This is a genomic window from Chloroflexota bacterium (assembly GCA_016219275.1).
Classification (GTDB): domain Bacteria; phylum Chloroflexota; class Anaerolineae; order UBA4142; family UBA4142; genus JACRBM01.
The window spans coordinates 12942-26177 of the sequence record JACRBM010000026.1; the positions used below are offsets into that span (position 1 = coordinate 12942).

Consider the following 13236-nt stretch of genomic DNA (forward strand, 5'->3'; position numbering starts at 1 on the left):
ATGTCATTGCGAGGGCGGTTTTTGCCCGAAGCAATCGCCGCCGTACGGGTTGGGGGATCGCTCCGTCGCTGCGCTCCTCGCAATGACATGATGGCAACCAATTACGATTTCTTCCAATTCTCCGGGCGCAGCGAGCGGACCGCCGCGCCGGCTTGCCACATTTCCGACTCGTGAATCTCGCGCAATTCTGCGCCGAGTTTTTCCTTGTAATCGGGGCGACTGTTCGCCGCGAGCACGATGCGCGTCTGTTCGCCGGAGACGACGCTCTGGTACAGTTTCTCGTACACCGGCTCGACCGCTTTGCGGAACTCGTGCCGCCAATCCAACGCGCCGCGCTGCGCGGTCGTGCTACAATTCGCGTACATCCAATCCATGCCGTTTTGCGCGACGAGACGAATCAAACTCTGCGTCAATTCTTCAACCGTTTCGTTGAACGCTTCGCTGGGCGAGTGACCATGTTTGCGAAGTTCGTTGTACTGCGCTTCCATCACACCCGCCAACGCGCCCATCAAAATGCCGCGTTCGCCGGTGAGATCGCTGTACACTTCGCGCGCGAAGGTCGTCGGGAATAGGTAGCCCGCGCCGACCGCAATGCCAAGCGCAATCGTCCGCTCGGTCGCTCGACCGGTCGCATCCTGAAAAATCGCGTAGCTCGCGTTGATGCCGCTGCCGCTCAAAAAGTTCGCGCGCACGCTCGTGCCCGAACCTTTGGGCGCGACCAGGATCACATCCACGAAATCGGGCGGCACGATGCCGGTTTGATCTTTGTACACAATCCCAAAGCCGTGCGAAAAATAGAGCGCATCACCTTTTTTCAGATGCGGCTTGATCGAATTCCACGTCATCATTTGCCCCGCATCGGAAACGAGATACTGGAGTACCGTGCCGCGTTCGGCGGCTTCTTCGAGCGAAAAGAGCGTTTTGCCGGGGACCCAGCCGTCCTTGATTGCTTTGTCGTACGTTGGACTACCGGACTTTTGTCCGACGATGACGTTGATTCCATTGTCGCGCATGTTGAGCGCCTGCGCGGGACCCTGCACGCCATAACCCAGGATCGCGACGACCTCGTCCTTCAACACGTTGCGCGCTTTGTCAAGTGGAAACTCTTCGCGCGTAACGACCGCTTCGACGACTCCGCCAAAATTGATCTTTGCCATGATTGCTCCGTGGTATTGGATTCCAAAACGATTTCCCTTATTTCCCTCAGTTCCCTCAGTTCCATTGTGGCATGGAAACAAGCGAAATAACGGAAATGAGGGAACTTAGTGCGTACCGTTTCCATTCCCGTTGTTGCTCACGCTGCCGCGCACCATTGCGATCTGACCGGTGCGAACCATTTCGACAATGCCGCGCGGACGCAAGAGTTCGATCAAGCCGTCAATCTTGGCTTCGTCGCCGGTCACTTCGACGATCACCGAGTCGGCGGCTACGTCCACGATCTTGGCGCGAAAGATGTCGGCGAGTTGCGCGATTTCCGCGCGCGCCGCCGCATCGGCTTGAACCTTGACGAGCGCGAGGTCGCGCATCACGGTTGGTTTTTGCGTGACGTCGTGCACGTCAATCACGTTCACCAATTTGTACAAGTTCGCTTCGACGAGATGCGGCGCGGTCAATTCCGTGTCCACGACAATCGTCATGCGCGAGACGTTCGGTTCGTGCGTGTGACCGACGGTGAGACTTTCGATGTTGAATGCGCGGCGACGAAATAGACTCGCAACGCGATTTAACACGCCAGGTTTGTCTTCGACTAACGCTACAAGTGTGTGCTTCATAGAATCCCTCACTTACCGATTTGTTCCAAAATAGGGCGGCGAATCATCGCGTGCAAATCCGCGCCGGCGGGCACCATCGGGTACACCGATTCTTCGGACTCGACGCGAAATTCGATGACGACCGTGCCGGCATTTTCGCGCGCGGCTTGAATCGCCGGCATCACCTCTTCTTGTTTCGTCACCAGAATGCCGGTGTGTCCGTGCGCCTCGGCGAGTTTCACAAAGTCAGGACTGGTGATCGGCGTTGCGGCATAGCGGCGTTTGTAGAAAAATTCTTGCCACTGGCGCACCATGCCGAGAAAGCCATTGTTCAAAATCGCGATGTTGATCTTGAGTCCTTCTTGCCGAAGCGTTTGCAGTTCGGCTTGCGTCATTTGGAAACCGCCGTCGCCGGCGACGACCCAGACTTCGGCATCCGGTCGCGCGAATTTCACGCCCATCGCGGCAGGCAACGCAAAGCCCATCGTGCCCAAGCCGCCGGAAGTGATCAGCGTGCGCGGCGCGCTGTGAAGATAGTACTGCGCCTCCCACATCTGATTCTGTCCCACATCGCTGACGACAATCGCATCGCCGTTCGTCGCCTTCCACAAATCGCGAATCACCTGGGGCGGCAAAAGTTTGCCGTCGCCGTCCCGCGCGATAATATCGCGCGCGCGCGTGTCATCGCGCCATTCGTCAATCTGTTCGAGCCAATCGTGATGCGGCTCGGGATGGATGAGCGGCATCAGTTGGTTCATCACGCCCGCCGCGTCGCCGATCAGCGGTAAATCTACGTGTACATTTTTCGCGACCTCGGAGGGATCAATCTCGATGTGAATTTTTTTCGAGAGTGGCGAGTACGTTTTCAAATTGCCGGTCACGCGATCATCGAAACGCATCCCAACCGCGATCAAGAGATCGGCGGCTTGCACCGCGCGATTCGCGTATGCTTCGCCGTGCATGCCCATCATGCCGAGGCAGAGTGGATGCTCGCGTGGGAACACGCCGATGCCGAGCAAGGTCAACGCGACCGGCGTTTGCGTTCTCTCCGCGAATTCGCGGAGTTGGCGCATCGCGCCGCTGAGGAGGATGCCGTGACCGGCAAGAATGACCGGACGCTTGGCTTGCGCGATCATGTCTGCCGCGCGCGCGAGTTGCGCTTCGGGAATCGGTTTCGTCGCGCGCTTGGGCAGATGAACCTGGGTCGGATAGACGAATTCGGTCTTGGCATTCTGCGCGTCTTTGGTAATGTCCACGAGCACGGGTCCGGGACGTCCTTCGCGCGCGACGTAGAACGCTTCGTGCAGCGTGGGCGCGATGTCTTCGACGTGGGTGACGAGATAGTTGTGTTTGGTGATTGGCAGTGTGACGCCGGTCACATCCACTTCTTGGAACGCGTCACTCCCCAGGACGGACGAGCCGACTTGCCCGGTGATGCACACCATTGGCACCGAATCAAGCATCGCCGTCGCGATGCCGGTGACCATGTTCGTCGCGCCCGGTCCGCTCGTCGCGATCGCGACGCCGACCTTGCCCGACGCGCGCGCGTATCCATCCGCGGCGTGCGTGGCGCCTTGCTCGTGGCGCGTGAGGACGTGATGAACCGGATAATCGAGCATCGCGTCGTACGCCGGCAGAATCGTACCGCCGGGATAACCGAACACAACCTCGACGCCTTCGCGCACGAGACATTCCCAAATGATTTGAGCGCCGGTCAAAATTGCCATGCAGAACTCCTCTCCAAAAGATGTAAACAAGAAGACAGGTAAACAAGCGAGTTGAGATTGAATTTACACTTGTTTACCTGTCTACTAGTTGTTGTAGCACTCGGTCAAGCGTTCGCACACCCAGGTGGTCGAGTCGGCGTCGTTGGGGCGGGAACGCGTGGACGCAGGAAATTCCATCGTACGCGCGTCCGGACGCTGGTCGTCGGATGCGGCGATGATGAATTGCGGCATCGAACGTTTTTCGTTATGAGTTGGCTGGATCATTTCATCTCCTACCGCGTGGGACAAATTTCCAATTTGTCCTACGTAAAATTAAAACCGCCTGAGTGGTTCAGGCGGTTGGCATTCAGTCGTTGTGCGTTTATCGCACTCGTCTGCGTCGAGGGCGTTTCTCGACGATTGCCGCCCAAACCAAGTTGCGCCTGTTGCTAAGAATCAAGCCAACAAGCGAAATAAGGACGACAATAATCGAGAGACCGAAACTGGTATCGAACATTTGGATGACTTTCCTTTTGTGCGTCACATTATACGGCGGGACGGGATGAGCGTCTACGGGCAATGTGCCAAAGGGGAGGATGAAGCGTTTGTGCAAAGTGCACAAACGCTTTTCGGTTACTCCTCGCGCGCGCTCAATAACCGATGCGCCCGGAGCGCGAGTTGAATGTTGAACCGCGTTTCCGGATTGTCGAGATCGAGTCCGCTAATTTCTTTGATGCGTTCCATCCGATAGAGCAGGGTATTGCGATGGACGAATAATGCTTCCGCGGTCTGGCTGAGATTGCCCTTGTGCGTGAAATACGCGGCGAGCGTTTGCACCAAATCGGTGCCTTGCTCGCGGTCGTACTCGATCAACTTGCCGAGCACTTCATCCGCGAACGTCGCGAGTTCGGGATTGTCTTCGAGTTGAAACAACAAACGATAGACGTTGAGTTCGCCAAAGTACAGCGCGTTCGGTTCGGCGAGACGCCGCGCCATCGTTTGCGCTTGCCGCGCCTCGCGGTACGAATCGCGCAGACCGATCAACGCTTCCGCCGCACGACCGATGCCCATCGCCAATGGATCGTTCGGAAACTCAGCGCTCGCGCGACGGCGAATGTTTGCCGCGAGTCGCCGCGCGCTTTCGACGCCTTGACGCGCATCGAGCCGCGCCAGGACGACGACCTCGTTTTCGCGCATTTGCACGAGCGCACCATGTTCGTGCCGGTTCGTCACTTCGCGCACCATTGTTTCGAGTCGGCGATGCGACGGATGCGCTTTCTTCAACCAGTCCGCGACGAGGACGGTATGCAATCCTTCGGGGTCGTAGCGATTGCGCCGCGCCCAACTCGCGGCTTCGGGCGGCGCGAGACTGCCGGAGAGGAGCGCGTCGATGAACGAACCGCGCACGCGCTTTTCCGCTTCGCTCACCGCTTTTGCTTTCGCCATTTCGAGCGCGCACGCCGCCGCGCTTTGCTCGGCTGCCGCGTGATCGAACTGGGTCAGCGCGTCTTCGGTCGCGATCAACGAAAGGAATCCGCGCGCGACGCCCATGACGACGATTGGCGCGACGAGCCGCGCGAGGTGATCGAGCGCAAGTGATTGCTGGGCGACCTCTTGATTTTGCGCGGCGCGTTTGCGATCGCGCCATTCCTCCGGCAAATTGCTCATCGCGCCAGCCCAGGTCGCAATGTCCTCGCGGCGCGCGTCGAGGTCGGGCGCGAACGACGCGGCAAGTGTCGCGAGGCGTTTGTCTTGAATCAACACGCTCTTGCCGGTCGTCTCACGAATGAGCGCCGCCATCGCGTCCAGCCCGGTATTTTCCGCGATCAACACGGTGAGGCGTTGATACAAGTGCGCGGCGCGTTGTTCGAGACCGGCGCTGCGTTCGATCAACAACGATAACGCGATGCGCTCGATGCGGCGCACGTCCGCCGAATGCGGCAACACGACGACTGGAATCGCGACGGGCATGGCGACGGTTGGCTCGCCCAACACGGCGATGCACGCCACGCGGAGATCGGCGAGACGCGCGAGTCGTTGCGCTAAATCATCGGGATAAGGCGGCACGAGGAATACAAAATCGCCGGCGGCGAGACGCAGCGTGCTGTCATTCGCCGGCGTCACGACGACCCACGTGACCGGGCGATCTAGCTGGGCGTGCCCGGCAATCACGCGCGTTTCGGCGGGCAGTCCAAGCGAGATCAATTCGCGAATGGTGATGGGGGTTGTATCTGGCATCGTGGTAACAAAAAGACCCATCGGCAAACACCGATGGGCACGTCAACGTACCCTGTGCCAAGATTATACGCTCAATTGGGTACGGGTCAAGATGGGAACAGAAAAGTTTGGGGGTAAACAGGTAGACAAGGAAACAGGGCAATAAGGAAATCAGGGAAATGGGTTGCGGAAACTTGGCTCCCTGTCTCACTGTTTACTTGACTCACCTTATCAACGCCAGTTCCATTGCTTGCGTGAGCGTGCGCGCACCCAGCAATTCAATGCCGTCCGGCTTGTCCTTGATTTTCGTGAGCAGCTGCGGCACGAGCGCGCGTTTGAACCCGAGTCGCGCGGCTTCAGTCAATCGTCGTTGCGCGTGCGCGACGGTGCGTAGTTCGCCGCTCAAGCCGACTTCGCCGATGATGACCAGGTCTTCCGCGACCGGCTGATTACGGAACGACGATGCAATCGCGAGCGCGACGGTGAGGTCGGCGGCGGGTTCGGTGATTTTCAATCCACCAACGACGTTCACGAACACATCTTGCGCGCCGAGTTTCAATCCAACGCGTTGCTGCAATGTCGCGGTGAGCAACAGCAAGCGCCCCATATCGAATCCGTTGCCAGTGCGGCGCGGATACGCAAACGCGGTTGAGTTGGTCAATGCTTGAATCTCGACGAGGAGCGGGCGCGTGCCTTCCATCGTCACCGCGATCGCGCTGCCCGATGCGCCGGGTGCGCGTTCCGCGAGAAACGCCTGCGATGGATTCTCCACCTCGATCATCCCATCCTGGGTCATCTCGAACACGCCGACCTCGCTCGTCGCGCCGAAACGATTTTTCACCGAGCGCAACAGGCGGTACGCGTGAAAGCGTTCGCCTTCGAGATACAACACCGTGTCCACGATGTGTTCGAGGACGCGCGGTCCGGCTATCGCGCCGGCTTTGGTGACGTGCCCGACGAGGAAAATCGGAATGCCAGTCGCTTTCGCGGTTTGCGTCAATCGTGCCGCCGATTCGCGGACCTGGGAAATGCTGCCCGCCGCGCTCGTCAGTTCTTCGAGGTAGACGGTTTGAATCGAATCTACGACGACGAGTTTCGGTTTGAGGTTTTCGATGTGTGCGATAATGTCGTCGAGGTTCGTTTCGGTGAGGAGAAAGAGCGTGTCGGGTTGCATGCCCAGCCGCTCGGCGCGCATTTTGATTTGATGCACCGACTCTTCGCCGGAGATGTAGAGCACAATGCCTACCGACCGCGCGAGCACTGCCGCCATTTGAAGCAAGATTGTACTTTTGCCGATCCCCGGCTCGCCGCCGATGAGCACGAGCGACCCAGGTACGATGCCGCCACCGAGCACGCGCGCGAGTTCGGGCATCGGAATCGGGATGCGCTGAAATCCTTCGACCGCGACGTCCGTAATTTTTTGTGGTGCGCCGCGCGGCATCAACGACGCGAGCGAAGATGCCTTTTGCTCTTTCGCCGATTCGATGGTCTCGACCATGCTGTCCCAGGTTCCGCAATCGGGACACTTGCCGTACGATTTGGGCGACGTGAAACCGCACTGCTGGCATGTCCATTTTACGCGCGATTTGGATTTGGGGGGCATTCGCAACCTCGCATCAAACGTTTGTTCTACGAGCGCATTTTACAACGAGATGCCGTGGGCGTCAAATGAAATTCGTATCACGGTTTGTGAGGCGAATTACGCAATCAAGGATTCGATTTTGCGGAGCACGGTTGCCAAATCGGGAGGACTTGCAGAGAAGGCGCTCGATAGATTGCCAATGTGTTTGTGGTGCGGCGCATTTGGCAAATGGGGAAAGTGAGGCGCGTCGTCTTAACGTAGGATCAACGTGCCATCGGCGCGCTGAAAATGAGTTGTTCCTGCAAAAGCCGAAGCGTTTTGATCTCACCCAGCCAGTCAATGAATTCCAAATCCTCGTCCAGCTCGCGCGCCTGAAACTTGTGCTCGAATTCATCGGACGGCATACCAAATTGCTTCTCGAACGCGGCGAGTCGTTCGCGTGTGCGGTTGCTGCCGTGCTCCAACGTTTTTAGTTGATTGCGGATTGCCGATTCCACCAACGGTTTAATGGAGACCGGCGCTTCAGATGTGATGATCACTTGTTGAATCATTTTTACCCCTACCGATCAGCGAAACATTGATCGGCAAAAGTATACCGGCGTTTGAGCATGTTGGCAAGCGTGCGTTGAGAAAGATCAGGCGCTTTGAGAGTAAGTGGGGTTGGCTGGGATTTTACCGAAGAGTCCGCAGAGAACGCGGAGAAAATTCTAAAAAACTCTGCGCGTTCGGCGGTGAAATTGAATTTACACCACTGGAAATGCAAAGGACACGGTTCATCACCGTGTCCTTCTTACATCCGTCTTAATATCCGGTTATCCGTTTCAATCCGCTCTCACGCGGGCATCAACGCTGGTTCCGGCATCGGTATGCCGCCGTCCGTGCCATTGTGCGGACTCTCTTTGATCGAGAGTTTGATTTCGCCTTCGATCACATCGGCGATGAGCACACTGCCCGGTTTGAACTCTTGCGAGAGCACGCCTTCGGAGAGCGGGTCTTCAATCGTGCGCTGGATCACGCGTTTCAACGGGCGCGCACCCAGGTTGCGATCGTACCCTTCCTCGGCGAGTTTCGCCTTCGCCGCGTCGGTGATTTCGAGCGTGAGTTGATGTTCGTCCAAGCGCGGCTTGAATAAACGAATTTGCACGTCCACGATTTTGAGAATGTCTTCTTTGCTCAACGTGCGGAACACGACGATGTTGTCGAGACGATTCAAGAATTCCGGGCGGAACAAGCGTTTTAGTTCGCCCATCAATTTCTCGCGCATCTTTTGATACGCGTCTTCTTCCGTCTTGGCTTCATCGCGTTTGCCGCCGAACCCGAGCACGGAATCTTTTTGAATCAAGTCCGCGCCGATGTTCGAGGTCATGATCAAGATCGTGTTGCGGAAATCCACCTTGCGACCTTTCGCATCGGCAAGGTGCCCGTCTTCGAGAATTTGCAAAAGCATGTTGAACGCTTCGGGATGCGCCTTTTCGATTTCGTCGAACAACACGACCGAGTACGGGCGACGCCGGACTGCTTCCGTCAGTTGACCGCCTTCTTCGTAGCCGATGTACCCCGGCGGCGCGCCGACCAATCGCGAAACATTGTGGCGTTCCATAAACTCGGACATATCGAGTTGCAACAGCGCCTTTTCGTCGCCGAACATGAATTCGGCGAGCGCCTTGGCGAGTTCGCTTTTGCCAACGCCAGTCGGACCCAGGAAGATGAACGAACCAATCGGGCGTTTCGGATCTTTCAACCCGGCGCGCGCGCGGCGCACCGCTTTCGCGATGCTGTTGATCGGCTCGTCTTGTCCGATGATGCGCTTGTGCAATTCTTCTTCCATCTTGAGCAAGCGCGCACTCTCTTCGCCGGCGATGCGCGTGACCGGCACGCCCGTCCACATCGCGACGACTTCGGCGACATCTTCGCCGGTGACCTGGGGCGGCTTCTCCGCCATCGTTTCGAGCCAGTTCACTTTCAACTGCTGAATCTGTTCGCGCAGGTCTGTTTCCTGCCCCATCAATTCGGCGGCGCGATCAAAGTTTTCTTGCGCGACCGCGTCTTTCTTTTCTTTTTCAAGTTCCTTGAGACGCGTGTCCATTTGCACGTACTCGGTCGGCTTGGGCACTTTGTACATTCGCACGCGCGAGGATGCTTCGTCAATCAAATCAATCGCTTTATCGGGCAAGAATCGCTCGGTGACGTACCGCGCGGCGAGATTCGCGGCGGAGGTCAACGCCTCGTCCGTAATCTTGAGCGCGTGGTGCGCCTCGTAGCGTTCCTTGATGCCCTTCAAAATTTCAATCGTTTCGTCCACGCTCGGCTCGTCCACCTTGACCGGTTGGAAACGCCGTTCGAGCGCGGCATCGCTTTCGATGTGCTTGCGATATTCTTCCATCGTCGTCGCGCCCACGACTTGCAGTTCGCCGCGCGACAAGGCTGGTTTCAAAATGTTCGCCGCGTCAACCGCGCTGCCTGCCGCACCCGCGCCGACGACCATGTGCAGTTCGTCAATGAAGAGAATCGTTTTGCTGCCTTTCAATTCGTCAATCACGCGCTTCATGCGTTCTTCGAACTGTCCACGATAAATTGTGCCCGCGACGAGCGACCCAACATCGAGTTGCACGACGCGTTTGTTGAGGAGTGGACCTGGGACATCGCCTTGAATTATTTTTTGCGCGAGACCTTCGACGATCGCGGTCTTGCCGACGCCTGGCTCGCCGATCAACGCGGGATTATTTTTGGTACGTCGTGAAAGTATTTGAATCACGCGTTCGATTTCTTTTTGGCGACCGATCACCGGATCGAGTTTGCCTTCTTCCGCTTGCGCGGTTAGGTCGGTCGCCAGTTGGTCAAGCAGAGGCGTTTTGGAATCGCCGCGTTTCTTTTCGGGGGTTTGTCCCGCGGGGGCTTGTTCCATCACCGCGCGTTGCAATTGGGCGCGCACCTTGTCGGGACTGACGTTCAAACTCTTCAGCACGTTCACCGCGATGCCATCGCCTTCGCGCACGAGACCCAGGAGCAAGTGCTCGGTGCCGATGTAGTGATGTCCCATGCGGCGCGCTTCGTCCACCGCGAGTTCGATCACGCGCTTGGTGCGCGGCGTGAGCGAAAGGCGCGTGCCCGCCGGCGCTTGCCCGCGTCCGACAATATCTTCGACCACGCGGCGCACGCGCGCCTGGTCTACTCCCAGGTCGCGCAACACTTTGGCGGCGAGTCCTTCTTCTTCTCGAATCAACCCGAGCAGGATGTGTTCAGTGCCGATGTAATTATGGCTCAGGCGAGCGGCTTCTTCCTGCGCGTACGTCAGTACGCGTCGCGCGCGCTTGGTAAACTTGTCCAATTTGTCGGACATCATCTTTCACCTCATTAAGCAAGCCAGCGGAGTCAAGTTCGGAGGCGTGGCTTGTGACGCCCCGCGCTGTACAAAAAGCGTCCCTTGATTGCAGGGACGCCAGTGTCTCTAAAGAATCTACGCTTCAGGAGCGTCGTTGGTTCCAGTGTCGGGCCATTCCTCTTCCGGCGTGTCCAGTTCGGTGACATCGCTCGAGTATTCGCTGTCGGCGACCTTTTTCAGCGAGAGACCCAAACGGCGGCGCGCGGCGTCAATCCGCACGACCCGGAGCGTCAAGGTGTCGCCTTCTTTGACCACCTCTTTCGGATGCTGGATTCGGCGGTCTGCCAGCTCCGAAATATGAATCAGCCCTTCAATGTTGTCGTCGAGCCGCGCGAACGCGCCAAAGGACGCAAGTTTGGTGATCGTGCCGTTGACCAATTGTCCCACTTGGTAGCGCTGTTCGACGGTTGACCAGGGTTCCGGCGCGAGCCGTTTCAAACTCAGCGCGATGCGTTCGCGATCGCGATCCACGCTCAACACCTGGACTTGAATCTTGTCACCGACTTTGATCAGGTCTTGCGGATGCCCGATCTTTGTCCACGAGAGTTCGGACAGGTGAATCATGCCGTCCACTCCGCCCAAGTCCACGAACACGCCGAAATCGGCGACGCTCGTGACGGTGCCGGTGCGGACATCGCCTTCTTTGAGTTCACCCAACACTTGTTCTTTCGCAGTCTTGCGTAGATCACGCATCGCCGCGCGTTCGGACAAGATCAGCCGATTGCGCTCGCGATCCAGCTCGATGACTTTGAGCTTGATCTTTTTGCCGACGAGCGCGCTCAGGTCGGCTTCGGTCACCGCGGCGTCTTCGGGCGATTCGGCTTTTTTGCGCGCGATGCTTTCGAGTTGCGTCGCGGGCACAAAGCCGCGCACTTTGCCGACGCGCACGATCAAACCGCCTTTGTTAAACCCGGCAACTTGGGCTTCGAAGATTTGTTCGGACTTTAATAGTTGCTCTGCGTCCAACCAATCGCGTTCGAGTTGTGCGCGCACCAGCGAGAGCACGACCGCGCCCTCGCGGTTTTCCGATTTGACGACGAATGCGAGAATTTTGTCGCCCACTTGGATTTTCTTGATCGCCTCGCCGCTCATCTTTTCCAACTCGGCGTGGTCTACCACGCCTTCCGATTTCGCGCCAATGTCAACCAAGATTTCGCGCGGACCGACGCGCACGACCGTGCCGGCGACGATGTCGCCGTACTTGAGTCGCTTGAATCCCAGATCCAGGTCTGAGAGTTCACTCATCTTCATGCCGGTGTTCTCAGCGGTTACGCCTTGCTTGTTGGCATTTCCCTCCTGAGGACTAACGGGTCCTCGACTCGGAACCATGTTTTTCTCCCGCACACCAATTTTCGACAATCATATTTTGAATTCTGAACTGTCGCGCGCGTATTATAGCCGTAAACGGGACAAATGGCAACCCCGCCACGCCGCGTAAATCTATTTGACGATGCGCGCGGATTGACGTGCGCGCACAAATTCGCGCAACGCGCGCATTGCCGCGCGCGGCTCGTCAATCGGCTGGGTCAGTTGTTCCATCGGGCACGGTCCGTCGTTGCGTTTGTTGAGGATGAGCGGCACGCGTTGCGCGTACTCGAACGCGATCTGGTCGCGCGCGAATGCGTCGCACGCGGCTTGGCTCATCAACGCCGCGTAGACCGCGCGAATTCCGGCGGTGCGCGCGACCATCGCGAGCGCCTTGCCGGCAACCTTGTCCGCGAGCGCGGCGTTGCGCGTGTGCTCGCCGAGCGCGTCCGTCGCTTCGATGAGTTCGCCGATGCCGTCGCGCGTGCCCACGCGCAGAATCGCGCCCTCTTTGACGATGACGAACGCGAGCGGATTCGCGGCGAGAACTTGTTTGGCGATGGTCAAATCCAACATGGCGGCAGTGTATCACCGCGCTCCCAGCGTGTCAAGCCAAAATTATAAAGACACGCGCAAAATTCGTAAAAATAGAATTAGGGTTTACGTTTCGCGCGATTCGCGGTAAAATGCGAACGAAGAAAAAAATCGCGCGTAATGGATGAGGCAAATTTCCAACTTGCCAGGTTCGCGCATGGGATGGGAGACAAATTTCCAATTTGTCCTACTTGTTCGGAGCGAGGATGAAGATCGCGATTGGTTCGGATGAGCGGATGCACTTGACGGATCGCGTGATCGAGAATATTCGCGCGCGCGGTCACGCGGTCGAATTGTTCGGACCCTTGCGCGAGGAAAAAGCAACCTGGACTCTAGTTGCGCAAGCGGTGGCGGAAGCCGTCGCGCGCGCCGACGCGGACGAGGGCATTCTGTTTTGCTGGACTGGGACGGGCGTTTCGATTGCCGCGAACAAGGTGCCGGGTATTCGCGCCGCGCTCGCGCACGACGCGGAAACCGCCAAGGGCGCGCGCATGTGGAATCGCGCAAATGTATTGTGTTTGAGTTTGCGCGCTACGTCGGAAATCGTCGCGCAAGAAATTCTCGACGCGTGGTTCGCCACGCCAATGGGAACTGACCCGGTAGATGTGCAGTGTGTGGAGCAGGTGCAGGAAATTGAGGAGAAGTACACCGGCAGACAAGCAAACGGCTAAAGCATCCGCAACGTGTGGTAAAGGAAGT

11 protein-coding genes are annotated in these 13236 nt (G+C 57.8%); 1 reads left to right on the forward strand and 10 read right to left on the reverse strand.

The features are described 5' to 3' along the window. Window positions 1-101: 101 nt before the first annotated feature. The 10 genes from ilvC to HY868_05340 all read right to left on the reverse strand — a co-directional run bounded on the left by ilvC (window position 102) and on the right by HY868_05340 (window position 12519). Entirely contained in the window at window positions 102-1157 is a 1056-nt protein-coding gene (gene ilvC / locus HY868_05295) for a ketol-acid reductoisomerase (GenBank protein ID MBI5301532.1), read from the reverse strand. Window positions 1158-1262: 105 nt separating this feature from the next. Then, a complete protein-coding gene (gene ilvN, locus HY868_05300) occupies window positions 1263-1772 on the reverse strand; it encodes an acetolactate synthase small subunit (GenBank protein ID MBI5301533.1) in 510 nt (169 codons plus the stop codon). Between the two features lie 8 nt (window positions 1773-1780). Then, window positions 1781-3478: a biosynthetic-type acetolactate synthase large subunit gene (gene ilvB / locus HY868_05305; GenBank protein MBI5301534.1), complete on the reverse strand. Its 1698-nt coding sequence runs from the start codon at window positions 3476-3478 to the stop codon at window positions 1781-1783. 84 nt (window positions 3479-3562) lie between these two features. Beyond that, window positions 3563-3742, reverse strand: a complete 180-nt coding sequence (locus HY868_05310) for a hypothetical protein (GenBank protein MBI5301535.1) — start codon at window positions 3740-3742, stop codon at window positions 3563-3565. A 348-nt stretch (window positions 3743-4090) separates the two neighbouring features. Then, a complete protein-coding gene (locus tag HY868_05315; protein MBI5301536.1) occupies window positions 4091-5695 on the reverse strand; it encodes a helix-turn-helix domain-containing protein in 1605 nt (534 codons plus the stop codon). Between the two features lie 202 nt (window positions 5696-5897). After that, complete coding sequence (gene radA, locus HY868_05320; protein ID MBI5301537.1) at window positions 5898-7277, reverse strand: DNA repair protein RadA; 1380 nt, start codon at window positions 7275-7277, stop codon at window positions 5898-5900. 242 nt (window positions 7278-7519) lie between these two features. After that, on the reverse strand, window positions 7520-7807 hold the full coding sequence (locus tag HY868_05325) for a hypothetical protein (protein ID MBI5301538.1): 288 nt from the start codon (window positions 7805-7807) through the stop codon (window positions 7520-7522). Window positions 7808-8088: 281 nt separating this feature from the next. Beyond that, window positions 8089-10596: an ATP-dependent Clp protease ATP-binding subunit gene (locus HY868_05330; protein MBI5301539.1), complete on the reverse strand. Its 2508-nt coding sequence runs from the start codon at window positions 10594-10596 to the stop codon at window positions 8089-8091. A 117-nt stretch (window positions 10597-10713) separates the two neighbouring features. Then, on the reverse strand, window positions 10714-11967 hold the full coding sequence (locus HY868_05335; protein ID MBI5301540.1) for a S1 RNA-binding domain-containing protein: 1254 nt from the start codon (window positions 11965-11967) through the stop codon (window positions 10714-10716). 111 nt (window positions 11968-12078) lie between these two features. Continuing rightward, window positions 12079-12519 (reverse strand): DUF1893 domain-containing protein, encoded by a 441-nt coding sequence (locus tag HY868_05340; protein MBI5301541.1) that lies wholly within the window; start codon window positions 12517-12519, stop codon window positions 12079-12081. Window positions 12520-12743: 224 nt separating this feature from the next. On the opposite strand from HY868_05340, the gene HY868_05345 reads away from it, so the two are divergent. Then, on the forward strand, window positions 12744-13208 hold the full coding sequence (locus HY868_05345; protein MBI5301542.1) for an RpiB/LacA/LacB family sugar-phosphate isomerase: 465 nt from the start codon (window positions 12744-12746) through the stop codon (window positions 13206-13208). Window positions 13209-13236 lie beyond the last annotated feature (28 nt).

What these genes read in the sequence shown, in the direction of transcription:
- ilvN (MBI5301533.1), bottom strand. Translation starts at nt 1,772, where the DNA reads ATGAAGCACACACTTGTAGCGTTAGTCGAAGACAAACCTGGCGTGTTA.
- HY868_05345 (MBI5301542.1), top strand. Translation starts at nt 12,744, where the DNA reads ATGAAGATCGCGATTGGTTCGGATGAGCGGATGCACTTGACGGATCGC.
- HY868_05310 (MBI5301535.1), bottom strand. Translation starts at nt 3,742, where the DNA reads ATGATCCAGCCAACTCATAACGAAAAACGTTCGATGCCGCAATTCATC.
- ilvC (MBI5301532.1), bottom strand. Translation starts at nt 1,157, where the DNA reads ATGGCAAAGATCAATTTTGGCGGAGTCGTCGAAGCGGTCGTTACGCGC.
- HY868_05315 (MBI5301536.1), bottom strand. Translation starts at nt 5,695, where the DNA reads ATGCCAGATACAACCCCCATCACCATTCGCGAATTGATCTCGCTTGGA.
- HY868_05340 (MBI5301541.1), bottom strand. Translation starts at nt 12,519, where the DNA reads ATGTTGGATTTGACCATCGCCAAACAAGTTCTCGCCGCGAATCCGCTC.
- radA (MBI5301537.1), bottom strand. Translation starts at nt 7,277, where the DNA reads ATGCCCCCCAAATCCAAATCGCGCGTAAAATGGACATGCCAGCAGTGC.
- HY868_05335 (MBI5301540.1), bottom strand. Translation starts at nt 11,967, where the DNA reads ATGGTTCCGAGTCGAGGACCCGTTAGTCCTCAGGAGGGAAATGCCAAC.
- ilvB (MBI5301534.1), bottom strand. Translation starts at nt 3,478, where the DNA reads ATGGCAATTTTGACCGGCGCTCAAATCATTTGGGAATGTCTCGTGCGC.
- HY868_05325 (MBI5301538.1), bottom strand. Translation starts at nt 7,807, where the DNA reads ATGATTCAACAAGTGATCATCACATCTGAAGCGCCGGTCTCCATTAAA.
- HY868_05330 (MBI5301539.1), bottom strand. Translation starts at nt 10,596, where the DNA reads ATGTCCGACAAATTGGACAAGTTTACCAAGCGCGCGCGACGCGTACTG.